Below are 25255 nucleotides of genomic sequence, written 5' to 3'. Positions count from 1 at the left end.
TCGTCGATGAACTTGCGACAAAATTAGCACACGTGATTCGCGGAATGGCCGTGATGTGATTCTCGACCTTGAAGCAATGAAAATATACCGATCTGGTGCGATTGCACCTTTCGTGCTTGACTAATTATCCAAGACCACTGTCATAATGGCATTACACCTGCACGTTCAGCAAAGGAGCATCATGCGCGTCAAGAGGATCACCGGCGTCGTCGCCGGTATCGCCGCGGTCGGCCTCATGGCCGGCTGCGCCGGAGGAAGCGGTGAGGCCAGCGGAGACCAGAGCGTCACCGTCTGGTTGTACCCGGTCATCGCCGACGAGGCCAAGCACAAGGAGTTCTGGGACAAGACGGTCGCCGACTTCGAGGCCGCCAACGAGGGCATCACCGTCGATTACGAGATCTTCCCGTGGGCGAACCGCGACGAGAGCCTGCAGACGGCGATCGCCGCCAACAAGGGCCCCGATCTCGTCTACCTGATCCCCGACCAGCTGGTCGCCTACGAGAAGTCCATCGAGCCGATGGACGAATACCTGAGTGACGAGCGCAAGGCCGAGATCCTTCCCAACGTGGTCGAGTCGGTCTCCCTCGAGGAGGGCATGATGGGCGCACCGATGCTGACCAGCACGCAGCCGCTGATCTGCAACGCCGCCACCTTCGAGGCTGCCGGCGTCACCGAGTACCCCGAGACCTGGGAAGACGCTCGTGAGATCGCACCGAAATTCGTCGACGCGGGTATGCACCTGTTCAACTACACGGCGTCCGCAGAAGCGACCCTCAACATGACCTATTACCCGCTACTGTGGCAGGCCGGAGGGAGCGTGTACACCGACGACGGCCAGATTGCCTTCAACAGCGACGAGGGCGTCGAGGCGCTGACCTTCCTGGCTGACCTTGCCGAGTCGGGTGCGCTCGACCCCGATCCGCTGACGTCGCTGCCCCCGCTCGAGCAGACTGGAATCGCGCAGGGCACGACCGCTTGCAGCTGGGTCAACTCGGTCACCGAGCTGGCCCCGATCTGGGGCGAGGAGAACGTCAAGGTGCTCGCGCCCCTCACCGACGTGGAGACGGTCACCTACGGCACCGTCGGTTCGCTGTCGATGCTGAAGGGGTCGAAGGACAAGGATGCTGCGGGCAAGTTCGCCGAGTTCGCCACCAGCGCCGACGTGATCAAGCCCTACCTGCTCGATTCCGGGTTCTTCTCGGCGCTCGAGGGCGAGCCGCTCAACGCCCCCGACTCGCTGCAGGGCCAGGTCGAGCAGTTCGTCGACGTCAGCACGGTCGGCGAGCTCGCACCGAGCGCTCGTGCGCTGATGGGCGTGCTCTCGCCCGAGATCCAGGCCGCCCTGCTCGGTCAGAAGAGTCCGCAGCAGGCCCTCGAAGACGCGGCCAAGGCCGCCGAGCCCCTGCTGAAGTGATCGATGGTGGGACGCACGGTCGTTCCGTGCGTCCCACCCGCTCCGACGAGGAATAGAAATGACGACTGCCCCACCGACGGCCGCCCCGCCCGAGCCGTCCGCACGGACGAAGAAGCGCGCGTTCGTCTCCACACGCGTGCTCGCCCGGCGCGAGGCGCGCATCGCGCTGCTCTTCGTGCTTCCCGCATTCCTGCTCTTCCTCGCGTTCCGGTTCGGGCCGGCGATCGCCGGCGTGCTGCTGAGCTTCTTCGACTACGACATCTCCGGTGAGATCGCCTGGCGAGGGCTCGACCACTTCCAGCGCCTGGTCAACGATCCGCTGTTCTGGCGGGCCCTGGGCACCACCCTGATCTACACGGTCTTCGCCGTGCCGATCTCGCTCGTGCTGTCCACGGCGATGGCACTCGGCGTGCGCCGCGCTTTCCGCGGCTCCCGGTTCTTCCGCTCGATCTTCTTCCTGCCGGTCATCACCTCGCTGGTGCTCGCCGGAGCGATCTTCGTCTGGATCTTCTCCAGCAACGGGCCGTGGTCGGCGATGATGACACCGCTCGGACTGGGCGGATCCTGGCTGGCGAGCACCGTGCTGGTCCTCCCGGCGATTATCATCGTCGGCGTCTGGTCGCGATTCGGCTACGGCATGATGATCATGATCGCCGCGATGCAGGACATCCCTCGAGAACTCGAAGAGGCTGCGCTGATGGACGGCGCGAACGCCTGGAAGCGTTTCCGCTGGGTGATCCTGCCTTACCTGAAGCCGACAGTGTTCTTCCTCGCTGTCATCGAGACGACGGCCGCGTTCCAGGTGTTCGACGTCATCTACGTGATGACGCAGGGCGGGCCTGCGAACGCCAGCTACTCGCTCGTCTACCTCATCTACGACCAGGGGTTCAAGTACTTCGAATACGGCTACGCGGCCGCCGCGGGTGTCGCCCTGTTCATCATGACCCTCGTCGTCGCGCTGATCCAGCGCCTCGTGATCGGAAAGCAGAAATGACCGCCGTCACGTCAGCGAAGAACGCACGGAAGCAGCGGTCGTACCGCGCGCTGGAGCCGAGCCGCGGGGGTCTGGCACTGCGCTGGCTCTGGCTGAGCATCGCCGCCGTCTTCAGCTTCTTCCCGTTCTACGCCATGGTCGTGCTGAGCCTGAAGCCCGGCGCCGCAGTCGAGTTCCCCGGTTCACTGCTGCCCTGGGGCGACATGTCGTTCGCCTCGTACGAACAGGTGCTCAGCGGCCAGAACATCCTGTTATGGCTGTTCAACACGCTGGTGTACTCCCTTGTCTCAGTCGTCGCGGTGCTCTTCCTGTCCGCGATGGCCGGGTACGCGTTCGCCAAGAAGCGCTTCGCCGGCAAGGAAGTGATCTTCTGGTCGTTCCTGGCGATGGTGATGGTGCCCTTCCACGTCACCCTCATCCCCACGTTCCTGCTGATCGCCAACCTCGGCGGCGTCGATGAGTACTGGGGCCTGATCCTGCCGACCCTCGCGAACGCCCAGGCGGTGTTCCTCATGCGCCAGTTCATCCAGGGGCTGCCGGACGAGCTCTTCGAGGCGGCGCGCATCGACGGTGCGAGCGAGATGCGCATCTTCCTGCGAATCGTGCTGCCCCTGTGCAAGCCCGTGCTGGCCACCCTCGGCATCTTCGTGTTCCTGTGGCACTGGAACGACTTCCTGTGGCCCCTCATCATCGCGAAGTCCAACGACATGTTCACACTGACCGTCGGCATCTCCTCACTGCAGCAGCAGAATGTGCCGCTGAGCGTCATGCTCGCCGGCTCGGTCGTCGCGCTCATCCCCATCTTCATGGCTTATCTGGTCGCCCAGCGGTACGTCCAGGAGGGCGTCACCGGCTCTGGGATCAAGGGCTGAAAGGACCATTACCACCGTGTCACAGCAGAGATTCACCTCCGAGGAAGAACTCGAGCTCGCGCTCGTCGATCCCAGTCCCGCGCTGATCGCGGACTTCGAGAAGTCGTCGGGCGACCTCGTCGTCCTCGGCGCCGGCGGCAAGATGGGGCCCACGCTCGCGATGCTCGCGCGCAAGGCGATGGATGCAGCGGGTCGGGCGTCCGACACCGTGCACGCCGTGTCTCGCTTCGGCGACGCGGCCGTGGTGGAGCGATTGCAGAACGCCCGAGTGGAGGTCGTGCCGTTCGACCTGATCGAGAACGACGACTTCTCATCGCTTCCGGATGCCCCCAACGTCGTCTTCATGGTCGGTGCCAAGTTCGGCGCCGCCACCAGCCCCTCCTGGGCATGGGAGGTCAACGCCGCGCTGCCCGACCGGGTCGCGCGCCGCTACCGCGACAGCACGGTCGCCGTGCTCTCGACCGGCAACGTCTACCCGTTCCTGCCCGCCGCCTCGGGTGGCGCATCCGAAGAGGTCACCCCGTCACCGATCGGCGAGTACGCGCAGTCTTGCCTCGGGCGCGAGCGCGTCTTCGAATTCGGCGCACAGGAGCGCGGCACCAGGGTGTCGCTGATTCGCCTGAACTACGCGGTCGACCTGCGCTACGGCGTGCTCGCTGACATCGGCAGCGCGGTGTTCGCAGGTGAGCCCGTTTCGGTGGCGACCGCCAACGTCAACGTGATCTGGCAGGGGTACGCGAACGAGGTGGTGCTGCGCAGTCTGCTGCACGCCTCGAGCGACGTGTTCACCGTCAACCTCACCGGACCGGAACTATTGAGCGTCGAGTCGATCGCTCGGCGTTTCGGCACGCTGCTGGGGCGCGAGGTCACGCTCGCCGACGAGCCGCAGCCGACGGCTCTGCTCAGCGACGCACGCCGCTGCATGGCACTGTTCGGCTACCCGTCAGTCTCGGCCGAGACCCTGATCGAGTGGCAGGCGGCGTGGATGCAGGCTGACCTGCCGATGACCGCGAAGCCCACCAAGTGGGCCGTTCGAGACGGAAAGTTCTGATGAGCGCTGTACCCGCTCTGCGTCCGGAAGCGGCGCAGACTCTGGCCCGTGGTGCCGTGATCCCCGCGCACCCACTCGCCCTCACCGCCGAGCGCCGCCTCGACGAGCGCCGCCAACGTGCGCTGACCCGCTACTACCTGGACGCAGGGGCCGGCGGTGTGGCCGTGGGCGTGCACACCACCCAGTTCGAGATCCGAGATCCAGAGCACGCCCTGTTTGAGCCGGTGCTCTCACTCGCGGCGGAAGAGCTGAAGGCGGCCGGTCCCGATGTCGTGCGCATCGCCGGTGTCGCCGGCGGTACGGCGCAGGCCGTGGCCGAAGCTGAACTGGCCCGCAGCCTGGGCTTTGATGCAGTGCTCGTCAGCCCGAGGGTCTCGGGAGCTGACGATCGGGCGCTGCTCGATCGCGCTCGCGCGGTAGGCGAGGTGCTGCCCGTTGTCGGCTTTTACCTGCAGACCGCGATCGGCGGTCCGGTGCTCGATCGCGAGTTCTGGCGAGAGTTCGCCTCGATCCCCGCGGTCGTCGCAGTCAAGGCCGCTCCCTTCGATCGCTACCGCACACTGGAACTGGTGCGCGGGGTGGCGGCATCGGGTCGCGCCGACGAGATCGCGCTGTACACCGGCAACGACGACGCGATCGTCGCAGATCTGCTCAGCGAGTTCCATGTCGACTCGCCGCACGGGCACCGCACCCTGCGATTCGTCGGCGGGTTGCTCGGGCAGTGGGCGGTGGGCACGCGAGCCGCAGTGACCATGCTCGAGGTCGCGCACCGCGCGGCGGCCGGCGACCTCGAGGCATATCAGCGGCTGGGCCGGCTCGCCTCGGACATGGTCGACGTCAACCAGGCGGTGTTCGATCCAGGCAACGACTTCCACGGGGTCATCGCCGGAGTGCACGAGATGCTTCGTCAGCAGGGATTGCTCGAGGGCACCTGGTGCCTCGATCCGCACGAGAGCCTTTCGCCGGGACAGGCCGAAGAGATCGAGCGCGTGCGCCTCGCCTATCCCGAGCTCAATGACGACGCGTTCATCGTCGAGAACCGGGAGAAGTGGCTGCGATGACCCCCCCGCGCATCCTCGCCGTCGTCTCGGAGGGCCTGTTCGCTGAGTTCTTCTCGTCAGAGGATGCCGAGCGTCTGCACAGGGCTGCCGCGGATATGGGCGGGTCGTTCCAACGAGTCGATCGTCTCGAGGACGCCGTCGACGTCGGGAATGTCGAGGTGCTCGTCACGAGCTGGGGCCTCGGTCCGCTCGATGCGACACGGCTGGACCGGATGCCGCGACTGCGACTGGTCGCGCACACGGGCGCGACCATCAAACCATTCGTCACCGATGAACTGTACGACCGCGGCATCCTCATCACCCAGGCTGGAGCCGGCATGGCACGGTCGGTCGCCGAGGTCTCGGTCGCGTTCACGCTGGCGCTGTTGCACCGCATCCCCACGATGCATCACGCCCTGCGCGACGGCGGCTGGTACGACGAGCGCACCGCCGGGGCGCAGCACGAGATCCTGAACGCGCCGATCGGCGTGATCGGCGCGTCGCGCACCGGGCGCGCGTACCTGGCGATGATTCGCGCCCTCGGGGCGCGTCCGCTGCTGGTCGATCCCACGCTAGATGCTGCCGCCGCGGCCGAGTTGGGTGCTGAGCTGGTGCCGCTCGACGAAGCGATGAGCCGGTCTCTCATCGTCGCGGTGCACGCACCGACGCTGCCCGAGACGCACCACATGGTCGGCGCGCGGGAGCTCGCGCTGATGCCAGATGGTGCCGGCCTGGTCAACACCGCCCGCTCGTGGTTGGTCGACGAGGCGGCGCTGCTCAGAGAGGTGAGCAGCCGCCGGATCGCAGCCGCCATCGATGTGTTCGATGAGGAGCCGCTGGCCAGCGACAGCGCGTTCCGATCGCTGCCGGACGTGCTGCTGACGCCGCATCGCGCGGCCGGCACACGCGAGGGCAGGCGGAGTCTCGGCCACATCGTGATCGGCGAGATCGAGTCGTATCTGGCAGGCGGCCTGCTCGAGCACGCGATCTCGCGCGAGCACCTGTCATCGATGGCATGATCCCGTCGCCGTTGCGCATCGCCTTCGCGGGGCTCGCGCATTCGCATCCGTTCACCGACGCCCGCAACGCGCGCAGACTCGGGGCGGAGGTCGTTGCGGTGTGTGATGCCGATGCCGATGCGGCGACCGACTTCGCCGACCGCTTCGGCGCCCGCGTCGTCGGCTCTCCCGCTGCGCTGATCACGCACCGTCCCGATGTGCTCGTGGCCACGCCGCGACCCGATGAGATCGTGCCGCTTCTGCGCGCGGTGGCGCAGTCGGGTGCTGTCATGCCGGTGTTCTTCAACAAGGTCGTCGCCGCCACGGACGCCCAGCTCACCGCGTGGGAGAGTGCGCTCGACGACGTGCGGGCACCGGTCGGCACCGCTTCGGTGCTGCGCTTCGCGCCCGCGCTGACGCGGTTCGCCGGCGATCTGGCCGAGCAGGAGATCATCGGCGTTCGCGTGCACGCACAGCACGACAACGCGGGATTCCAGCTGCCAGGGCGCGCCTGGCAGGACGACCCCGTGCAAGGCGGTGGCACGCTGGTCACAGTCGGCGTGCACGCGTGGGAGATGATCGACCGTATCGTCCCAGGAGCGAGGTTCGACCCCGCATCGGGTTGGAGTCGTCGCTCGACCGGAGCGACGACGCGGTCGGAGGACGCAGCGGGCGTCGACGGCCTGTTGCGCCGTGCTGAAGGTGGACAGCCGATCCCAGTGCAGGTGACGATCACCGGCCTCTCCGGCCCCGACCGGTATTCCGCCGACGTGCTCACCGCACGCGGGCTGCACACGGTCGAGCTCGACGTCGGCGCGGCGAACGAGCAGCTCGGCTTCGCCGGACTGGTGCGTGCACTGCTCGAGGAGGCTCCGTCCGAACGTGTGCCCGCCCCGTGGGCTGAGGCACGCGCGGTCGTCGCGAACACTATCCGCGCTGCGGGATTCGTGCGTGACGCGCAGGAATCGGGGGAATGATGACGGCATCCGAGATCGCGATCCGCCCGGCCCAGGAGTCGGACACCGCCGCTCTGGCTGCACTGCTGCGCCGCGAGCCCCGACTCGAGGGCATCCGCCATTTCACGGCGGCCGACTACTTCTGAGCCTTGGCTCAGGACCCCGTACGGAATGCGGAACGGGGACGAAGCGCCCGGAACCCCACCGCGCGCACTGACCGCGGCGACGACGCCGCAAGGAGGATGACGATGACGCATCACGAGACCCTCACACAGGCAACAACACTCGAGAGGCCCGCACCGGTACGCAGCCGGCGCATGGTGCTCGCCGGGTTCGCCGCTGCCGCGATCGGCGGTGTCGCCGCGGTGTCGGCGCCCGCCGCCGCGCAGGCCGCGGGTTCCGCCGTGCCGGCGAAGTCCACCGCCTCGAAGTCCGTCGGCGCGGCATCCGACGCCTCCGCGCTGGCGAAACTCAACGCGAAGGCAGGCGACCTCGTACAAACCGCCGGGCGCACCTCTCCCGGCGACGGCGGCGGGGCGATGTACCGGTTCGTGACGAAGGACGCCCCGCCGCCCAACGGCGGAACGGTGCTGAACGGCAAGAAGGGTAAGAAGGGCAAGAATGGCAGCTGGGCGCTGGTGCACTCGGGTACCGTCGACTTCCGCGTGTTCGGCGTCTTCGGGCCGGAGCAGAACGCCGACGACGCCCTCGACGCCATGGTCGCCGACGCGTCGATCAGCCGCATCGAGGCGCACACCGATCTCAACTTCGTGCGCCGCCACACCTTCACCCGCTCGAACATCGCGTTCGACTTCGGTGGACACCTGATGACCACCGAGGGCATCGAGAACGCTCCCGCGAACAATCCGTTCGCCGCGGTGATGTTCTTCCAGGGCGAGGTCACCGATGCGGTGCACGAGGCGAAGCTCGGTGAGGTCGTGCCCGACAACTCCGACGTGTTCCCCGTCGGTGACTCGTCGTTCTTCACGGTCGGCTCCTGGTATGCGGCCGAGGTGAACGCGCTCGCCGGCCGGTGGGAGCGCGAGCTGCAGCGCCTGGTGCAGGTGACGCAGATCGTCGATGGCACGCACATCCGGGTCAACTATCTGAACGGCTGGACGCTCGGTGAGGATCGCGTCATGGCGTGGCGCCACGTCAAGCCGGTGCAGGACGTTTCAGTGTCGAACCTGCGCTTCCTCGGCAAGGGCGAAGACGAGCTCACCGGCTCGCACCCGCTCGCCTTCGAGTACGCGGTTCGCTGCGACGTCGACCACATCGACGGCACCGGCACGTTCTGGCCGCTGATCCAGCGCCGCTGGAACACGTATTTCTCGACCACCGAATGCAACCTCACCAACCCGACCTCAGTGACCTGGGGTGGCGCCGGCTACCTCACGCAGCAGATCTACTGCCTGTATGGGTACGTCGCGAACTGCCACACCTCCAACGCCCGCCATCTGAACGACTGGACCGCCAGTGCGTACTGCCTGGTCGAGAACTGCCACGGCGACGGTGACGACCAGGGACCGTTCGTCACGCACGGCCAGTACGAGCACGACCTCACCTACGTCGGCAACTCGGGGCTGATGACGTTCGCGAACTCGGGCGCCGCCTGGGGCTCGGCAGCCAAGCGAATCACGGTGCGCAAGCACGTCTGCTCGTGGTTCGTCGCACGCGTGAACGTCACCGACCTGACGCTCGAAGACGTGCAGGTCATCGGCAAGAAGTCGCTCGAGGGCTCGGGCATGCTGTGGATCAATGCCGACGGTGCGCAGCTGCGCGGCTGCACGGCATCCGACACGCTGATCATCACGCAGTCGTCCGACATCTCGTCGCGGCCTACCGTGATCGCCGACTCGCACTTCACCTTCGTCGCACCAGGTGAGCTCACCAACGCGACGGTCAAGGAGCCGGTCACCTTCGTCGATACGGTTCTGCAGGGCGTCGGTGGCATGAAGATCAACGGCCCGGCGCCGGTGACCTTCCGCGGGTCGACGCTGGTCGCCGGTGAGGATGCGGATCCCGTCTCGATCGCCTCGCAGAAGGTGCGCGTCGACGGGTCGACACTGTCGGGTGTGCGTCTCGTGGCGGCGGGCGCCGACGGTCAGCAGGTCGACATCACCGGCACGCAGGTGACCGGGGTGAAGGGCGCCGCGATCTCGCGCAAGGGCGATGGCCGTCGCGACATCACTCTGGCGAACAGCGCCTTCGTCGGCGACGCCGGCGTGCACGTGCAGCTCGCCGACGGCGTGAACCACTACCGTGCGGTCGGCACGCGGTTCGAGGGCGGCTCACTCGAACTGAAGCCCGAGGCCTTCGGCAAGGGCTCAACGCTGGTGCACTCGTCGAACGTCGAGATCGGCGTGAAGCGCACCGCGGTGCCCGAGGAGTCGGATGCCGTCGTGATCGCCGCCAACGCGATCGCCTGATCCGGCTTGCAGGGTCGGGCCCGATTCATCGGGCTCGGCCCCGCGGCGGGGTGGGTTTCGGCGCGGCGGGGCCGGGGGTGTGGCAGGACGGTCTCTCGGTCAGGCGGGGTCGGCGAGCGGCTCGATCCGGGCGAAGGCGCGGGTGACGTGCTCGGCGATGACGGTGCGTGCTGCATCCGGATCGCCGCTGGCGATGGCATCCAGGATCTGCTGGTGACTGTGCACATGCTCCGCCTGCTGGTCTTCAGGGAGCGCCGCGTTGGCGGCGCTGATGAATCCGGTGATGCGTCCGCGCAACTGGGCGCTGAGCTCAGTGAGGAAGCGGTGCTCGCTGAGCTCTGCAAGTGCCTCGTGGAAAGCGCGGTCCTGCCGAAGCACCTCTTCCATGTCGCCGACCTCGGCCGCCGCCATCGCATCGATGATCGCCTGCAGCCGCGCGGCCGAGGCATCCGTCCACCGCTCCTGCACGCGGATGGCCATGAACTGCTCGAGCACGGTGCGAAGGCTCGCGATCTCCTCGAGGTCTTGAGCGGTCAGTGCGGCCACCCGCGCTCCGCGGCGTGGCTCGCGAATGATCAGCCGCTCCTCCGCCAGCCGAGTGAGCGCTTCGCGGACGGGGATGTGGCTCACTCCGAGGCGCTCGGCGAGCTTGCGCTCGACCAGGCGGTCGCCCGGAGCCAACTCGCCGGAGTGGATCGCGGCCCGGAGTTCGTCCGTGACCTGCTCGGCGATGTTCTGATCAGAAACGGTGCGCATTGCGTGACCTCCCCGGGCGACGTGCCGGAAGGGCATCGCGCCCTCCTGCTCGACCGATGCTATGGCATCGAGGGCGCAGAGTAGACAAATCCGGCGATTTGCTAGATGCTATAGCAACAGTGTTCCCGATGCACCCAATGAAGGAGGCACCATGTCACGTCGACGTTCATGGCTGGCAGGAGTGGCGGTTCTCACCGCGGCCCTGTTGACGGCCGGTTGCAGCACGACAGAGGGCGGCGGCGACCCTGTCGACGGCGGTGAGCTCACCGTGGCCGCCGCGCAGGGCATCCCGCAGCTCAATCCCGCGATCCGCACGTTCGCGTGGGAGGAGGTGCTCTTCCCGCTTCTGTGGAACGGGCTCACCAAGACGGATGAGTCCGGTGAGATCGTCGGCGACCTCGCCGAGAAGTGGGAGGCTTCGCCCGATCAGAAGACGTGGACGTTCACGCTGCGCGACGGGGTGACGTTCTCGAACGGGGATCCCTTCACCGCAGAGGAAGCCGTCGCCGCGTTCGAGTACTACCTCGATGATGACACGGCGACGCAGGAGAAGAACAAGATCTCCATGATCACCGACGTCACCGCACCCGACGACAAGACCGTCGTGATCACGCTCTCCGAGCCGATCGCGACCTTCGCGGCCGGGATCGTGTGGGTGAAGATGATCGACGTCGGTTCGCTCGACACCATCGACAAGGAGCCCATCGGCACCGGCCCGTACGTCGTCGACAAGTTCACTCCGGACGACAGCGTCACGCTCGTTTCCAACGAGAACTACTTCGGCGAGGCGCCGCTGCTCGACGAGATCACCATCGTCAAGGCGGCTGAGTCGACGGCGGCCGTCACCGGCCTGCGCTCGGGTGACATCGACGTGCTGTGGTCGGTGCCGCAGGGCGACGTGGAGGGACTCGAGGCCGGTGGAGACATCGCCCTGGTCCGTCCGGACAACCCGAGCCAGTGGCCGTCGTGGGAGGTCGACACGACCTCGGCGCCGTTCGACGATGTCCGTGCGCGTCAGGCGCTCGCCTATGCCACTGATCGTGAGGCGATCCTCGAGGCGGCGTACTACGGTCAGGGCACCGTCTCGCCGACCAACAACGCACTCGGCGAGGTCAACCCCTGGTTCGGTGGCGATCTGACCGACTACTCCTACGATCTCGACAAGGCGAAGGAGCTGTTCGCCCAGGCCGGCATCACCGAGGGCAGCACGCTCACCTGGTGGGGCATCGCCGGTTCGTACCCTGAATGGAACACGAGCGGTGAGATCCTTCAGGCGAGCCTGAAGGAGATCGGCATCACTCTGAAGATCGACAACAACGACATCGGCACCTGGGTCGACTCGTTCTACCCGGCCGGCAAGTCGTTCCCCGGCTACATCGTTCCCAACTTCCAGTCGACTCCTCCTGAGCCGGCGTACTCGCTGAACTTCTACCTCGACGGTCGCTGCGAGTGCAACTGGAAGAGCGACGAGTTCCAGCAGGCCTTCGCCGGGGCCGTCGCCGAGCCGGACGACGCGGCACGCAAGGACAAGTGGGCGACCGTGCAGGAGATCATCAACGAGGAGGTGCCGCTGATCGTCCCGCTGCAGTCGACGGTGGTCACGGCCACCGGTACGAACGTCGCCGGCATCTGGGCGGAAGGCGGCGGCCAGCTGCACCTCGAGAACGCACAGCTGAAGGGCTGACGTGGTCTGGTCCATCCTTCGCCGGGTGGCGATCAGCATCGCGATGCTGATCGCCACCTCGCTTCTCGTCTTCGTCGTGCTCCGGCTGCTGCCGGGAGACCCCGTCATCACCCGGCTGGGGTCGACGCCGGGCGTGGACGCCGAGATGCTCGCGCGACTCCGTGAAGAGGCGGGTCTGGACGCGCCCATCATCGAGCAGTACCTGCGCTGGATGGGCGGCGTCTTCACCGGAGACTTCGGGCAGTCGTACTTCAACCAGTACTCCGTCTCGGAACTGATCGCGCAGCGGTTCCCCGCCACGATCGAACTGACGATCATCGGCATCCTGCTCGCGGTGATCATCGCCACGCCCGCCGCAGTCATCGCCTCGCTCCGTCCGCTCGGCGCGGTCGATCGCATCCTCACCGCGATCTCAACGGCCGGCATGGCGCTGCCCCAGTTCCTGATCGGCATCGTGCTGATTGTCATCTTCGCCGTGCAGCTCAAGGTCATGCCCGCGCGCGGGTACACGCCGTTCGCCGAAGACCCCGCCGAGAACCTGCAGAGGATGATCCTGCCCGGGCTGACGCTCGCGTTCGCCGCCGCGCCCCTGCTCATGCGGTTCCTGCGGGCGTCGATGGTCGAGGTGCTCGACGCGCCTTACATCCGCACCGCCCGCGGCAAGGGCCAGTCGGCCAGCGGAGTGGTGCTGGGGCATGCGCTGCGCAACGCGCTCATCCCGGGGCTGACCATGCTCGGGCTCATCGTCGGGTACACGCTCGGCGGTGTCGTGATCGTGGAGTACGTGTTCGGCATCCCCGGTCTCGGGTCGCTGGCGATCGACGCGGTCTTCAAGCGCGACTACGCCGTGCTGCAGTCCGTCGTGCTGTTGATCTCGGCGATGTTCATCCTCACCACGCTCATCGTCGACCTGCTCTACGGTGTGCTCGATCCGCGTCTTCGTGCAAGGAGCAGCCGTGGCTGACACCGTCTCCCTCGCCCTCCGCGCCCGGGCTCCGCGGCGCCACCTTCCTGTCGCGTCCTGGGTCTCGCTCGGCGTGCTCGCCCTCATCGTGCTGGCGTCGGTGCTCGCGCCCCTCGTCGCGCCCTACGATCCCGCGCAGCAATCCCCCGACCGCTTCGCCAGCCCATCTGGTGCGCACCTGTTCGGCACCGACGAGCTGGGGCGCGATCTGTTCAGTCGCGTGCTCTACGGTGGCCAGCTGACCATCTTCATCGCGGGCGGGGCGACACTCGTCGCGATGGTGCTCGGAGTCGCATGGGGGATGGCGGCCGCCTTCACCCGAGGGATCGTCGACGAGATCCTGATGCGCCTCGCCGACACCGTGATGGCGATCCCGCAGATCCTGTTCGCGCTCGTCTTCATCTCCGCCTTCGGGGCGGATCCCGTGAAGCTCGCGGTCATCATCGGCATCCTGCTGACACCCACCACGGCGCGCCTGGTGCGCTCCGCGGTGATCAGCGAGCTGCAGGAGGACTACTTCACCGCCGCCGTCGCCTTCGGTTCGAAGCGCTCCCGACTGCTGTTCGCGGAGGTGCTGCCGAACGCCCGTGGTCCGATCGTCGTGCAGGCGGCGATCAACGCGGCCAACGCCATCCTGCTCGAGGCCTCGATGAGCTTCGTCGGCCTGGGCATCGCGCCGCCCGAGGCCACTTGGGGAACCCTTGTGCAGCAGGGCTACCAGAAGATGTACCAGTCGATCGGCTACGTGCTGTTCCCTGCGCTGTTCATCTTCGTCACCATCTGGCTGCTCAACGTGCTCGCCGATCAGTTCGGCGGCGACAGGAAGGGGGCGCGCTGATGAGCGATTCCGCGCCGATCCTGCAGGTGCAGGACCTCACCGTCTCGTACGGAGACGTCATGCCTGTCAAGGGGATCAGTTTCAGCGTCCGCCCCGGGGAGCGCATCGGGCTGGTCGGCGAATCGGGCTCGGGCAAGTCGCTCACGGCCCTGTCGATCATGCGGCTGAACGACGGGGCGCGTCTCGGCGGCAGCATCCGTCTGGGCGATCGCGAACTGCTCGCGCTGAGCAAGCGCGAGATGACCCGTGTGCGCGGCGGCGAGATTGCGATGGTCTATCAGGACCCGATGAGCTCGCTGAATCCGGTGCGCACCATCGGCCACCAGCTCATCGAGGCGATACGACTGCACGACAGGATGTCGAAGACGGATGCCGCGACGCGAGCCATCGAGCTGTTGACCGAGGTGGGCGTTCCCCTCCCCGAAGAGCGTCTCGCACAGTATCCGCATGAGTTCTCTGGCGGAATGCGCCAGCGGGTGATGATCGCGATGGCGATGTCTTCGCGACCGAAGGTGCTGATCGCCGACGAGCCGACGACGGCGCTCGACGTCACCACGCAGTCGCGCATCATCGATCTGCTCGACAAGCTGGCTGACGAGCACGGGACCGCGGTGATCCTGATCACCCACGATCTCGGCGTCGCGGCGGGCTTCTGCGAGCGCATCCACGTGATGCGCTACGGCAGGATCATCGAGGAGGCTCCCGTCGATCAGCTGTACGCGCATCCCGAGCATCCGTACACCCAGGCGCTGCTGGGTGCGGTGGTCGATCTCACCGTCGATGTGCACAAGCCCATCCGCACCGCGGTGGAGGTGCTCGAACGGGGCACCGAACCCCTCGAAGACGCGAACGTGCGCAGTGCGGTGGACGAGGCTCGGGAGAACGGTGAGGTGCTGGTGGAGGTCACCGATCTCACCAAGACCTTCACGCTCGGCTCTGGTCGCCGCGTGACCGCCGTGGATGACGTGTCGTTCCAGATCCGCCGAGGAGAGACGTTCGGCCTGGTCGGGCAGTCCGGCTCCGGGAAGTCCACGGTGTCGAAGGCGGTGCTCGCGCTTGGTGGCATCGACGCGGGCAGTGTCGAGTTCGACGGCCATCGTCCGCATGAGATGCGCGCGGAGCCGCTGCGCCAGCTGCGGCGGCGGATGCAGATGGTCTTCCAGGACCCGTTCTCGGCGTTGAATCGCCGTCAGACCGTCGAGCAGATCATCGAGGCGCCGCTGCGCGCCCATGGTATCGGCACCAGGGCCTCGCGCGCCGACAAGGTTCGGGAGGCCATGCACCGGGTGCGGCTGGACGAGGAGTTCGCTGATCGTCTGCCGCGATCGATGTCCGGCGGGCAGTGCCAACGCGTGTCGATCGCGCGGTCCCTTGTTCTGGAACCGGACTTCATGGTGCTGGACGAATCCGTCTCGGCGCTGGACGTGTCGATCCAGGCACAGGTGCTCAACCTGCTGCGCGAGCTGCAGGCTGAGCTCGGCCTGACCTACCTGTTCATCAGCCACGACCTCGCCGTGATCCGTTACATGTCGTCGACCGTCGCCGTGATGCGGCAGGGGCGCATCGTCGAGACGGGCGGTCGCGACGAGCTGTTCGCCGCACCGCAGCACGACTACACGCGGAGTCTGATGGCAGCGATCCCGATCGCGGATCCGGTGGCTGAGCGCAGACGCCGGGCCGAGGCGGCGAAACTCTGGCAGGAGCAGGGGTCGGACACCACGGTCACGCCGACCGCGCGATGATCGGAACGACGATGACGGAGGATGCCAGCATCATGAACGACGTGCAGAACTCGACGACCCCGCGGGCGGCTCGCGTCGGCGACCGCATCCGCGTTCCGCGTACGGCGGCTCGCATCGGCATCGCCCGGCGCGACATCACCCCACCGGTCGGCATCCGCGCGAAGAACTGGGGCCCGGCCGACTGGGAGCGCTCGGAGGGGGCGCACCGTCCGTTCACGCTGACCGCGCTCGCCGTCATCGCTTCCGACGACCGTCCTCGGATGCTGCTGGCGGTGGACGGCACTTGGTGGCGTCGGGTCGCCGATGAGCAGGGCGTGCGCGGTGCGATCCTCGACGGCCTCGGGCTGGATGCCGAGCAGCTCATGCTCTCGCTGTCGCACACCCATGCCGGTGCCGTGCTGTGCGCCGCCGATGCGCACCTGCCCGGCGGCGAGCTGATCCCCGGATACCTCGAGGCGCTCGCGGCTGCGGGGATCGAGGCGGGGCGCGAGGCGCTGGATGCCGCGAAGCCGGGGCTCATCGAGTGGACGACGGGGCGCTGCACCCTCGCCGCCAACCGCGAGCTCGATCTCGACGGTCGCGCCCTGGTGGGGTACAACCCCGCGGCATCCGCCGACGACACCGTCACGATCGGACGGGTCAGCATCGACGGCGCAGTGACGGCGACGCTGGTGAACTACGCCTGCCACCCGACGACGCTCGCGTGGCAGTCCCGCGAGGTCTCACCCGACTATGTCGGCGCGATGCGCGAGATCGTCGAGCAGGCGACCGACGCTCCGTGTCTGTTCGTGCAGGGTGCGTCGGGCGAACTGGCGCCCCGCGAGCAGTACACCGGCGACGTGGCCGTCGCCGACCGGCACGGGCGATCCCTCGGTCATGCGGTCATGGCGGCGCTGGATTCGCTGCCGGTTCCGGGCGCGGAGCTCACCCTCGACTCGGTGGTCGAGTCCGGGGCGCCGTTGGCGATCTGGGCCGCCCAGGCTGCGGAGGGCGGCGCCGTGGCATCCGAATCGATGACGTCCGTCGAACTGCCGCTGCGCGACCTGCCCACCCTCGATGAGCTCGCCGAGGAGTGGCGGGACATCGACCCGCGCTCGCGCGACGAGCGGCTGGGACGTGCGCGCAACCTGCGCGACGGATACATCACGGGACCCACGGTGCAGCATCCGGTCTGGGCATGGCGTCTCGGTGACGCGGTGATCGTCGGACATCCCGGCGAGGCTTACTCGCGGCTGCAGACCAGGCTGCGCACGCGCTTCCCCGAGACGCCGATCGTTGTGATGAACCTCACCAACGGGCCCGGCTTCGTCTACCTGCCCACGCGCGAGGCGTATCAGCGCGGCGCGTATCAGGCCTGGCAGACCCCGCTGGCGGCGGGTGCGCTGGAGTTGCTCGAGGAGCATGTGATCGCCGTCGTCTCCGAACTCGTGGAGCAGCGACCTCTGTAGACTTGCTATAGCAAATTTCGACCCGCCACAACGAGGAGAACCATGACCTCTCAGACCCCCGTCGCCATCGTCACCGGCGGCTCGGCAGGAATCGGCTGGGAGATCGGCCAGCGCCTCGCCGCCGACGGCTACCGAGTCATCGCCGCCGACCGCGTGCCCGGCTTCACCGCTGACGAGAATCCCGCAGGCATCATCTGGCGCGAGCTCGACGTCACCGACCACGAGGGCGTCGATCGCGTGTTCGGCGAGGTCGAAGCCGAATTCGGACCCATCGAGGTGCTGGTGAACAATGCCGGCATCCAGCGTCATCGCGGCCTCGAAGACCTCACCTGGGACGAATGGACCGCCGTCGTTGACGTCAACCTCCACGGCGTCTTCAACTGCCTGCAGGCGGCCGGACGGCGCATGCTCGCACACGGCGACGGACGGATTGTCAACATCTCGTCGATCTCCTCGCGCGGCTCAGCGGGTCGCGCGCCATACGCCACGACGAAGGCCGCCGTCATCGGGCTCACCTCCACGGCCGGCGCCGAGTGGGCCGCTCGCGGCGTCCGCGTCAACGCGGTCGCCCCCGGCTACGTCGACACCGGCGTGTTCCGGCAGGGCGTCGAAGCGGGCACCCTCAGTCTCGACACGATCCTCTCGCGCATCCCCGCGAAGCGGCTGGCGGATGCCGCTGAGATCGCCGCCGCAGTGAGTTTCCTCGTCTCGGACCAGTCGCGCTACATGAACGGCCAGACTCTGTATGTCGATGGGGGCTTCATGATCGATTACGGCGTACCGCTCGCGAAGAGGCCGGAATGATGGCGACGGTCGCGCGGATCGACACCGCCACAGCGGTGCTGCCACTGCCTGCACCGCTGCAGCTGGGCGCGATGACTGTGCATCGTCGTGAGTACACCGCGGTGCGGGTAACGGCCGACGACGGCACGCAGGGTGTCGCGTACTGCCTGTCGCGTGAGGCGCCGATGGCCGAGATCGTCGAACGGCTCGTCGTCGCGCACGCGCTCGGACAGGACGCCGATGACCCGGCGGCGGCGTGGGAGCGGATGCTGCGCGGCAGCGCCATCGTCGGACGCGTCGGACTCGTGCGTCGGGCCATCGGACTGGTCGACATCGCGCTGTGGGATGTCGCGGCCCGCCGGGCCCGGCAGCCGCTGTGGCGACTGATCGGCACCGGGGATGCGCCGCGCGACTCGATGCTCGTCGCCGCGTACCCGACGCCAGGGCGCACGCCGCGCGAGGTCGCGAACGAGGTGATCGGGCAGGCGGACGGCTGGACGAACGTCAAGATCTCTCGCATTCCCGATGCGGCATATATGCGTGAACTCATCGGGATTCTGAACGCCGAGCTGCCATCATCGACCGGCCTCGTCGTCGACGTCGGCTTCGGCTGGCCGAGTGCGGATGCCGCGATCGCCGAGGTCTCGCAATGGGGCGACCCACGTCTGGCCTGGCTCGAAGACCCGCTGCTGCCCGAGGACGCCGCCGGCGTCGCGCGCATCAGGGCCAGGACGGGCCTGCCGGTGTCGGTGGGCGACGAGGTCACCGATCCCGCCGTGCTCAAGGCACTGGCCGAGGTCGGCGGTGTGGACGTGCTGCGCCTGGACGTCGTCGCGATCGGCGGCGTCACCCCCGCCCGGGAGCTGATCCGCTGGGCGGGAACCCGCGGCATGCCGGTCTCGGGGCACGTCTACCCCGAGGTCACCGCGCACCTCGGCATCGGCGTCGAGACCTTCGCGCGCGGCATCAACCCGTACGACCCCGCGCCGTCATTCATCGTCGGTGGTCCGCATTTCGAGGGCCGGGTGCGGCCATCGGATGCCGTCGGGCTCGGGTTCTCGCTGGACCCGACCGTGTTCGATTTCGAGGAGATCTGAGATGAACGCCGAATCGCAGGAGGCACCACGCAGCGTGGTGGTCACCGGCAGCGGGAAGGGCATCGGCCGCGCCATCGCCGAGCGTCTCACCGCCGACGGGTGGATCGTCGTCGGGCTGGAGCGCTCGCCCGGGTCGGGAACGCTTGAGGCGGGCATCGTGGCCGACGTCGTGCTCGGTGACGCGTCCGACCGGCAGACGCACGTCGCGGCGGCGGCGAAGGCGCGGGCGCTCGCGCCGCTGGCCGGCTGGGTCAACAACGCCGGAATCACGAAGCAGACGCCGTTGCACGAGCTCGATGAGGGCCTGGTCCGCGAGATCGTGGGCATCAACGGGTTCGGGTATGTGTGGGGCTGCTCGGTGGCGGTCTCAACCTTTCTCGAGCAGGCCACGCCGGGCTCCATCGTCAATATCGGCTCGATCCACGGCCGCGCCAGTCACCTCGATCACGCCGCATATGAGTTCACCAAGGGCGGCATCGACGCACTGACCCGAAGCGTGGCCGTCAGCTACGGCGCCCAGGGCATCCGCACCAACACCGTCGCACCCGGCGGGGTGCGCACCCCGCACCTCGAAGCGCAGATCGCCTCCTCGCCCGACCCAGTCGCGGCGGAGCGCGCCCTCGCCGAGGGGCCGCCGATGGGGCGCATCGCACGGGCGGAGGAGGTCGCCGCAGTCGCGGCGTTCCTGCTGTCGGACGAGGCGCCGTACCTCACGGGGCAGTCCATCGCCGTGGACGGCGCCTGGACGGCATCCTTCGGTGACATCGCTCGTCGCTGAATCACATGGTCGCGTCGCCTGACGCGTCTGAGACCCGTGCGCGGCAGTCCGCAGCACGGGTCTCAGATCCATGAACCGAGGCGTCAGGCCTTGCGGCGTCGCATCAGCCACGCGCCCATCAGGATGACAGCCAGTGCCCCGGCGCCGACGGTGACCCACAGTGCGCCTTCGGCGCCGGTGGTCGCAAGTCCGCCGGTCTGCTCGCCACCATCGGACGGCGGGACAGGGGGCGAGTCTGTGGTCACTGTCACCTGCACCGCGACCTGAGCGAGATCCGTGCCGCCCGCGTCGGTCGCGACGATGGTGTGCTCGCCCGCCGCCGTGCCAACGGGGATCGTCAGATTCAGCGTCGCAGAGCCATCGGCCGTGATCGTCGCCTCCTCAAGAAGCACCGGTTCTGACCTCAGCCACAGAGTTACCGGTGCATTCGCCGCGAAGCCGTCCAGCCGGGCTTCCAGTGCGTCACCGGCGCGTACCTCTTGATGGGTGAGGGTGATGCGAGGCGCGGGTGTCGCAGGTTCGACCCGCAGCACCGCTTCTGCGCGAACTGCACCGTTGGCGTCCTTCACCCTGACGGTGTGGGGACCCGCTGCCGTATCAGCCGGGATCTGCGCCGTGACAGTGCGCGTTCCGTCGGCGTCCGTCTCGGCGGTGCCGATCTGCGACTTGCCGAGCCATAGGGTGACGGTTTCGTGCGGGTCGAAACCGCGCAAGATGGCATCGACACTCGTGCCGGCGACCACTGAATCGGAACGGAACGCCAGCGACGGCGAGGGGGCGGACGCACTGATGCTCAGCGGAATCACCCGCAGGCTCCCGGCATCGGAGCTTCCGAACAGGTAGATGCCGTCCTGCGCGCCCTGTCCCGGCGTGCGCAACGATGGAGCGAGCGGAGCGATGATGAATCGCGCGATCTCCTCGTCCGTCGTGGTCACTGCGAGGTGCTCCATGGTCTGCGGATCGACGATCGTCAGCTGCGAAGCCACGTTGATCAGAAGCTTGCCGTCGTGCCAGGCGAAGCTCATCGGACGCCACATTCCATAGCGGGTGACATCCGGTGCGATGTTCTTCGACTTCTCGGGGATGATTTGCATGGTCTCGGGGTCAAGTGCGAACACCCAGCCGTCGGTCGTTCCCCAGAGGTTACCGTCCGGGCCGAACGAGAGCGCACTGATGTGCTTGGGCTTCTGACCGGTCGGCAGAATCAACGGGTACTCGCCCGTCTTCTCACCGCCGGCGATGTCGTAGGTGAACAGCTTTGCTTCGTCGGCTACCGGGTCTGAGCCCAGACCGCCGACGATCGTCGTGGAACCGTACACGACCCCGTCGCGAACGGCGAGGCCGATGATGCTCTGGTTCTCGACGATGTCCGTCTCGACCTTCGTCTCACCGCTGGCGATGTCGTGAATCGTCAGCGCCCCTTGGTGCATGCCGTACCCGGGGATCGATCCGATCACGAGCTTTCCGTCGTCCTCGACCATGTAGTACGGCCGGTCCTGTCCTTCGCCGATGGTGAAGACTCGCGATGACGAGGGTCGGCCATCGCCGCCTCGCACCACACGGTCGATGTGACCGCCGGGATACAGCCCGAAGTAGGTCGCGTCGCCTACCGTGAGCATCGACTCGGCCTGCTCGGCGGGGAAATTCGTGAACTCACCGGTGCTTGTGTCGTATACGGCTCCCGTGCCTGCCGGGTAGGTGACCATGTAGATGCCACCGTCCGGGTTGAGGCCCATGGAGTGAAGCGGCGTTCCAGCGTTCGTCTGAACGACGTTCGGCAGAGTGATCTGCCGCTTGCCTGCGATGTCGAGTGCGCGCAGCGGACCCTGGCGTGACGCCGTGACCAGCCATTCGCCAGGGTGACCCGCGGCGGTGAGGTCGACCCACCCCTGTCCACGCATGCCGAGTCCGAAGGGGATCTCCACGTCGGAGAACGTCGGCTCGTCACCGCTGAGGTCGACCTCGGCGATAGTGCCATTGTGGGTCAGATAGATCTTTCCGTCCTTCGGGGCGAGCTGGGTGAAGCCGGGATTGCCGTTCTGGGTCGGCGTTCCGGCGAGGGACGACTTGTTCAGCGTCGTCGTGCTCCACTGTGAAGTCTCGAGGTTGTAGAACGCGGTTGCCGCGAGGCCATCCGAGAAGTTGACCGCCAGCCAGTCGCCGACCTTCTCCATGTCGTATGCCCACGGCAGCGCCGCGACACCGAAGATCTCGAGCAGCGGATCCGAGATGCGTTCACGATCCCCGGGGTCCGCCACGTTGATCTTCACGACTGCGCCCGAGGCGCCGGTTCCGGCATAGATGTATCCGTCGTGATACTCGATCGAACGAACGTACTCCTCGCCCTCGACCTGCCCCCACCCTGTGAAGTCACCCGTCTCGGCGTCGTACATGACCACTTCGCCGGACTTGTACGTGCCGATGTACGCGTTGGAATGATCATCGACGACGAGTGACCAGTTCGAACTCGCGCCGGGTACGACACCGGCGAGCGAAGCCTCGTTGGTCACGGGATCGTAGATCCACAGCTCACCGCGCTGCGCGCCGGATTCGCTCTTGCCGATCGCGGCGACGTAGACCTTTCCATTCGGTGCGATCTCAAGCTTCCACACCTGAATCACGCTCGGCATGGGTGCTGATTTCAGAAAGGTGTTGGATTCGATGTCGATCACGTTCAGCAGTGAACCGTCAGATGAGGTTGCCGTGTACCCGACGGCACGACCATCGAGCTCACCGAAGGCCATGTCGATGATGCTCGGCACCTGGACCGGGATGCCCACGGGCTGCTCATCGCCGATGACCAGTCCATCGAAGTTGACCGAGGCTGTCGCATCGGGTGCGGAACGCGGGGCCGCCGCGGAGGACGAAGTCGTCGCTCCGACAGCTCCGGCAGGAGCGGCGACGGCCAACGTGGCCGTGACCACGGCCGTCGCGATCACCGCCAGCGATCTCCGAAGGGTGTGTTGGCGTGTGGGACGCACGGGAACTCCTGCCTGACGCGGGGCGTCGTCGGGTCCGCTTGTGTCCGTGCGGCGCGATATAGGTGCGGCGCTGCACCTGGATACAAACGAAACTAAGGTTTCATAAATACCGACCGTAGCGCTTAAGCGCTCTTAGCGGAATAGCCAAAGGCGATGGGTTAATTATCGAACCGGTGCACACACTTCCCCGCGCTTATGCACAACACCGCAGGAATCCGGGCTGAGAGTGTGAAGATGCGCAGAAGTGCGGGGCTGCGCCACCCCCTGGTCAGGCCTTGAGCATCGAGGCGCGGGAGATCAGTCCGTCGACGACGTCGAAGGTGGCGATCGTCTCGGTCGCAATGCCCGCGTTGATGACCCGCTCCTGCGCGACCACCCAGCGGGCGCCGAACAGCACGCTGTTGTCGATCGCGCATGACAGCTCGGGGTTCTGCAGACGCGGCTCGTAGAACGCGCGGATGGCTGCGGTGCCGATTATGGGCTCCGATGCGACTCCCGTGATCACGGCATCGGGTGCATAGGTCGCGACGAAGGCGTCGAGGTCGTGCGCATTGAAGGCGTCGAGCTGCGCCTGGACCGTGTTCAGCGCGCTGCGCGTGTTCGCGGTGATGTCAGTCAATGCGAACGCCTCCGTTGACGTCGTAGGTCGCCCCGGTGATGAACCGGGCGCGGTCGGATGCCAGTGCTGCGATGATCCACGCGACATCGGCCGGCTGGCCGAACTCGCCCAGCGGGATGCCCGCCTCGAGCTTCGCCCGCCCCTCGGCGGAGAGCTCGCTCGTGATCGCGCTGGCAACAGGTCCGGGCGTCACGGCGTTCACGCGGATGCCCTCGGATGCCAGATGGCGGGCGAAACTGCGCGTGATCGCGAGGATGGCGCCCTTGCTGGCGGCGTAGTGCATGCCGGTCTGCAGGGCCCCGACCTGACCGGCGATCGACGAGATGTTCACGACCGAGCGGTCGCCGTCGGCGGCGCGCAGCAGCGGCAGTGCGGCACGCGTGAGGAGGAAGGTGCCTCGGGCGTTTGTCTCGAGAACGAAGTCCCACTCGTCGATGTCGATGTCGTCGTAGCCGGTGTAGGGGCCGACGCCGCCGTTGTTGACGAGTACGTGCAGCGTGTCCCATTCCGCAGTGATGTCGGCGATGAGCGCGGCGATCGAATCAGGGTCGCGCAGATCGAGGCGCGAGACGTGCACCTCGGAGGCTCCGGCGGCGAGGCACTCCTCGGCGACCTGGGCGGCTGCGGCCTCGCGGCCGGTGTACGTGATCCAGAGCGCGGCGCCGGAGCGCGCGAGTTCGAGGGCGGCGGCCGTTCCGATGCCGGAACTGGCGCCGGTGATGAGGGCGCGGCGAGCAGTCATACTCAAGACGCTATAGCAAAACAGGCAGATCGGAAACCACTGGCATCTGATCTGCTAGATGCTATAGCATTTGTTCTCATGGCCTCTCCACACATCCTCATCACCGATTGCGACCTGCCCGGCGACGCCGCCGAGCAGACCCTGCGGACGGCGGGCATCAGCGCCGAGCGCGCGTCTGAGACCTCCTTCGACACCCTTGCCGCGCTCGGAGCCGAGGCCGAAGGACTCATCGTGCAGTGGCATCGCATCGACGGTGACCTGATGGATCAGATGCCGAACCTGAAGATGATCAGCAGGCTCGGCATCGGCTACGACATGGTCGACGTCGCGGCCGCCACCGAGCGGGGCATCGCCGTCGCCAACACCCCCAGCTACTGCATCGAGGAGGTCGCCGCGCACACGATCGCCATGATCATGACCCAGGCCCGCGGCCTGCCCGCCTACGACGCCGCGCTACGCGCGGGTGAGTGGAAGCCCGTCGCGGCCCGGCCGATGGCCGTGCGGCCGTCCCGCACCACGGTGTCGGTCCTCGGTTTCGGACGGATCGGCTCGCTGGTCGCGCGCGGATGTCGTGCGCTCGGCTTCCGCGTGCTCGTCGCCGACCCGTACGCCCCCGCTGAGGCGATCACTGCCGCCGACTGCGAGCCCGCCACCATCGATGAGGCGAGCTCCGGTGCCGACATCCTGACGCTGCATGTGCCGCTCACCGACGCCACCCGTCACCTGATCGACGAGGCCACGATCCAGACCATGAAGCCGGGAGCGGTGATCGTGAACACCTGCCGCGGTCCGCTCATCGACGAGACTGCTCTCGTCGCCGCGCTGCACAACGGCCGCATCGGGGCTGCCGCGCTGGACGTCTACGAGGCCGAACCGCTCGCATCGGATGCCGCGCTGCGCGACGCCCCGAACGTGCTGCTCACACCGCATGCGGCGTGGTACTCGCCCGAGGCGCTCGAGGACCTGCCTGTGCACGCCGCCGAGAACCTCATCCGTTTCCTCGCCGGCGAGCACGTCGACGCGATCGTCAACCCGGCCTACGCCGACGCGCGCTGACGCGCGGGAAGGA

General features: G+C 67.3%; 22 protein-coding genes. 18 read left to right on the top strand and 4 right to left on the bottom strand.

Annotation, left to right across the window (positions count from 1 at the left end; genetic code table 11):
• The first annotated feature begins 181 nt into the window (after positions 1 to 181).
• The 9 genes from ACTU6U_RS13210 to ACTU6U_RS13170 all read left to right on the top strand — a co-directional run bounded on the left by ACTU6U_RS13210 (position 182) and on the right by ACTU6U_RS13170 (position 9754).
• Positions 182 to 1414 carry an ABC transporter substrate-binding protein gene (locus ACTU6U_RS13210; RefSeq protein ID WP_443469578.1) on the top strand — a complete coding sequence of 411 codons (1233 nt, stop codon included), beginning with the start codon at positions 182 to 184 and terminating at the stop codon, positions 1412 to 1414.
• A 58-nt stretch (positions 1415 to 1472) separates the two neighbouring features.
• Entirely contained in the window at positions 1473 to 2408 is a 936-nt protein-coding gene (locus tag ACTU6U_RS13205; protein WP_443469577.1) for a carbohydrate ABC transporter permease, read from the top strand.
• Positions 2405 to 3280 (top strand): carbohydrate ABC transporter permease, encoded by an 876-nt coding sequence (locus ACTU6U_RS13200; RefSeq protein ID WP_443469576.1) that lies wholly within the window; start codon positions 2405 to 2407, stop codon positions 3278 to 3280. The genes ACTU6U_RS13205 and ACTU6U_RS13200 overlap by 4 nt, the downstream gene beginning before the upstream one ends.
• A 16-nt stretch (positions 3281 to 3296) precedes the next feature.
• On the top strand, positions 3297 to 4331 hold the full coding sequence (locus ACTU6U_RS13195) for an NAD-dependent epimerase/dehydratase family protein (protein WP_443469575.1): 1035 nt from the start codon (positions 3297 to 3299) through the stop codon (positions 4329 to 4331).
• The gene (locus ACTU6U_RS13190) at positions 4331 to 5392 is read left to right on the top strand and encodes a dihydrodipicolinate synthase family protein (RefSeq protein WP_443469574.1); all 1062 of its coding nucleotides are present in this window, start codon (positions 4331 to 4333) and stop codon (positions 5390 to 5392) included. Before ACTU6U_RS13195 ends, ACTU6U_RS13190 begins: the two co-directional genes overlap by 1 nt.
• A complete protein-coding gene (locus tag ACTU6U_RS13185) occupies positions 5389 to 6390 on the top strand; it encodes a hydroxyacid dehydrogenase (RefSeq protein ID WP_443469573.1) in 1002 nt (333 codons plus the stop codon). The genes ACTU6U_RS13190 and ACTU6U_RS13185 overlap by 4 nt, the downstream gene beginning before the upstream one ends.
• Positions 6387 to 7346, top strand: coding sequence for a Gfo/Idh/MocA family oxidoreductase (locus tag ACTU6U_RS13180; RefSeq protein WP_443469572.1), 960 nt, complete (start codon positions 6387 to 6389; stop codon positions 7344 to 7346). The genes ACTU6U_RS13185 and ACTU6U_RS13180 overlap by 4 nt, the downstream gene beginning before the upstream one ends.
• On the top strand, positions 7343 to 7471 hold the full coding sequence (locus tag ACTU6U_RS13175; RefSeq protein ID WP_443469571.1) for a hypothetical protein: 129 nt from the start codon (positions 7343 to 7345) through the stop codon (positions 7469 to 7471). The genes ACTU6U_RS13180 and ACTU6U_RS13175 overlap by 4 nt, the downstream gene beginning before the upstream one ends.
• Before the next feature lie 102 nt (positions 7472 to 7573).
• Positions 7574 to 9754, top strand: coding sequence for a peptidase C14 (locus tag ACTU6U_RS13170; protein WP_443469570.1), 2181 nt, complete (start codon positions 7574 to 7576; stop codon positions 9752 to 9754).
• A 99-nt stretch (positions 9755 to 9853) separates the two neighbouring features.
• Here the strand turns inward: ACTU6U_RS13170 and ACTU6U_RS13165 are convergent, their stop codons facing one another.
• Positions 9854 to 10510, bottom strand: a complete 657-nt coding sequence (locus ACTU6U_RS13165; RefSeq protein ID WP_443469569.1) for a GntR family transcriptional regulator — start codon at positions 10508 to 10510, stop codon at positions 9854 to 9856.
• Positions 10511 to 10661: 151 nt separating this feature from the next.
• On the opposite strand from ACTU6U_RS13165, the gene ACTU6U_RS13160 reads away from it, so the two are divergent.
• The 8 genes from ACTU6U_RS13160 to ACTU6U_RS13125 are packed head-to-tail and all read left to right on the top strand — an operon-like array spanning position 10662 to position 19844.
• Complete coding sequence (locus ACTU6U_RS13160) at positions 10662 to 12194, top strand: ABC transporter substrate-binding protein (RefSeq protein ID WP_443469568.1); 1533 nt, start codon at positions 10662 to 10664, stop codon at positions 12192 to 12194.
• Position 12195: 1 nt separating this feature from the next.
• On the top strand, positions 12196 to 13158 hold the full coding sequence (locus ACTU6U_RS13155; RefSeq protein ID WP_443469567.1) for an ABC transporter permease: 963 nt from the start codon (positions 12196 to 12198) through the stop codon (positions 13156 to 13158).
• Entirely contained in the window at positions 13151 to 13996 is an 846-nt protein-coding gene (locus ACTU6U_RS13150) for an ABC transporter permease (RefSeq protein WP_443469566.1), read from the top strand. Before ACTU6U_RS13155 ends, ACTU6U_RS13150 begins: the two co-directional genes overlap by 8 nt.
• Positions 13996 to 15738 carry an ABC transporter ATP-binding protein gene (locus ACTU6U_RS13145; protein ID WP_443469565.1) on the top strand — a complete coding sequence of 581 codons (1743 nt, stop codon included), beginning with the start codon at positions 13996 to 13998 and terminating at the stop codon, positions 15736 to 15738. Before ACTU6U_RS13150 ends, ACTU6U_RS13145 begins: the two co-directional genes overlap by 1 nt.
• Before the next feature lie 32 nt (positions 15739 to 15770).
• Positions 15771 to 17186: a hypothetical protein gene (locus ACTU6U_RS13140; protein ID WP_443469564.1), complete on the top strand. Its 1416-nt coding sequence runs from the start codon at positions 15771 to 15773 to the stop codon at positions 17184 to 17186.
• A gap of 42 nt (positions 17187 to 17228) precedes the next feature.
• Complete coding sequence (locus tag ACTU6U_RS13135; protein WP_443469563.1) at positions 17229 to 17990, top strand: SDR family NAD(P)-dependent oxidoreductase; 762 nt, start codon at positions 17229 to 17231, stop codon at positions 17988 to 17990.
• Positions 17987 to 19066, top strand: coding sequence for an enolase C-terminal domain-like protein (locus tag ACTU6U_RS13130; protein ID WP_443469562.1), 1080 nt, complete (start codon positions 17987 to 17989; stop codon positions 19064 to 19066). Before ACTU6U_RS13135 ends, ACTU6U_RS13130 begins: the two co-directional genes overlap by 4 nt.
• Before the next feature lies 1 nt (position 19067).
• Positions 19068 to 19844 (top strand): SDR family NAD(P)-dependent oxidoreductase, encoded by a 777-nt coding sequence (locus tag ACTU6U_RS13125; protein ID WP_443469561.1) that lies wholly within the window; start codon positions 19068 to 19070, stop codon positions 19842 to 19844.
• 83 nt (positions 19845 to 19927) lie between these two features.
• Here ACTU6U_RS13125 and ACTU6U_RS13120 read toward each other — a convergent pair whose 3' ends face one another.
• From ACTU6U_RS13120 to ACTU6U_RS13110, 3 genes are all read right to left on the bottom strand, one after another.
• On the bottom strand, positions 19928 to 22825 hold the full coding sequence (locus ACTU6U_RS13120; protein WP_443469560.1) for a hypothetical protein: 2898 nt from the start codon (positions 22823 to 22825) through the stop codon (positions 19928 to 19930).
• Positions 22826 to 23093: 268 nt separating this feature from the next.
• Complete coding sequence (locus tag ACTU6U_RS13115) at positions 23094 to 23444, bottom strand: nuclear transport factor 2 family protein (RefSeq protein WP_443469559.1); 351 nt, start codon at positions 23442 to 23444, stop codon at positions 23094 to 23096.
• Positions 23437 to 24186: an SDR family NAD(P)-dependent oxidoreductase gene (locus ACTU6U_RS13110; RefSeq protein WP_443469558.1), complete on the bottom strand. Its 750-nt coding sequence runs from the start codon at positions 24184 to 24186 to the stop codon at positions 23437 to 23439. Before ACTU6U_RS13110 ends, ACTU6U_RS13115 begins: the two co-directional genes overlap by 8 nt.
• 78 nt (positions 24187 to 24264) lie before the next feature.
• Between ACTU6U_RS13110 and ACTU6U_RS13105 the strand changes: the two genes are divergently transcribed.
• The gene (locus ACTU6U_RS13105) at positions 24265 to 25242 is read left to right on the top strand and encodes a C-terminal binding protein (protein ID WP_443469557.1); all 978 of its coding nucleotides are present in this window, start codon (positions 24265 to 24267) and stop codon (positions 25240 to 25242) included.
• Positions 25243 to 25255 lie beyond the last annotated feature (13 nt).

The sequence above is a fragment of the Microbacterium zouquanmingi genome (assembly GCF_052266695.1).
In the GTDB taxonomy this organism is placed as follows: Bacteria; Actinomycetota; Actinomycetes; order Actinomycetales; family Microbacteriaceae; genus Microbacterium.
The sequence above is the reverse complement of the archived record's forward strand: the minus strand, read 5'-3'. Positions and strand labels throughout refer to the sequence as shown.

Excerpts from the sequence above, each read along its gene's own strand:
- ACTU6U_RS13145 (WP_443469565.1), top strand. The coding sequence starts at position 13,996 with ATGAGCGATTCCGCGCCGATCCTGCAGGTGCAGGACCTCACCGTCTCG.
- ACTU6U_RS13170 (WP_443469570.1), top strand. The coding sequence starts at position 7,574 with ATGACGCATCACGAGACCCTCACACAGGCAACAACACTCGAGAGGCCC.
- ACTU6U_RS13185 (WP_443469573.1), top strand. The coding sequence starts at position 5,389 with ATGACCCCCCCGCGCATCCTCGCCGTCGTCTCGGAGGGCCTGTTCGCT.
- ACTU6U_RS13165 (WP_443469569.1), bottom strand. The coding sequence starts at position 10,510 with ATGCGCACCGTTTCTGATCAGAACATCGCCGAGCAGGTCACGGACGAA.
- ACTU6U_RS13135 (WP_443469563.1), top strand. The coding sequence starts at position 17,229 with ATGACCTCTCAGACCCCCGTCGCCATCGTCACCGGCGGCTCGGCAGGA.
- ACTU6U_RS13105 (WP_443469557.1), top strand. The coding sequence starts at position 24,265 with ATGGCCTCTCCACACATCCTCATCACCGATTGCGACCTGCCCGGCGAC.
- ACTU6U_RS13190 (WP_443469574.1), top strand. The coding sequence starts at position 4,331 with ATGAGCGCTGTACCCGCTCTGCGTCCGGAAGCGGCGCAGACTCTGGCC.
- ACTU6U_RS13125 (WP_443469561.1), top strand. The coding sequence starts at position 19,068 with ATGAACGCCGAATCGCAGGAGGCACCACGCAGCGTGGTGGTCACCGGC.
- ACTU6U_RS13175 (WP_443469571.1), top strand. The coding sequence starts at position 7,343 with ATGATGACGGCATCCGAGATCGCGATCCGCCCGGCCCAGGAGTCGGAC.
- ACTU6U_RS13200 (WP_443469576.1), top strand. The coding sequence starts at position 2,405 with ATGACCGCCGTCACGTCAGCGAAGAACGCACGGAAGCAGCGGTCGTAC.
- ACTU6U_RS13160 (WP_443469568.1), top strand. The coding sequence starts at position 10,662 with ATGTCACGTCGACGTTCATGGCTGGCAGGAGTGGCGGTTCTCACCGCG.
- ACTU6U_RS13140 (WP_443469564.1), top strand. The coding sequence starts at position 15,771 with ATGAACGACGTGCAGAACTCGACGACCCCGCGGGCGGCTCGCGTCGGC.
- ACTU6U_RS13180 (WP_443469572.1), top strand. The coding sequence starts at position 6,387 with ATGATCCCGTCGCCGTTGCGCATCGCCTTCGCGGGGCTCGCGCATTCG.
- ACTU6U_RS13130 (WP_443469562.1), top strand. The coding sequence starts at position 17,987 with ATGATGGCGACGGTCGCGCGGATCGACACCGCCACAGCGGTGCTGCCA.
- ACTU6U_RS13110 (WP_443469558.1), bottom strand. The coding sequence starts at position 24,186 with ATGACTGCTCGCCGCGCCCTCATCACCGGCGCCAGTTCCGGCATCGGA.
- ACTU6U_RS13210 (WP_443469578.1), top strand. The coding sequence starts at position 182 with ATGCGCGTCAAGAGGATCACCGGCGTCGTCGCCGGTATCGCCGCGGTC.
- ACTU6U_RS13205 (WP_443469577.1), top strand. The coding sequence starts at position 1,473 with ATGACGACTGCCCCACCGACGGCCGCCCCGCCCGAGCCGTCCGCACGG.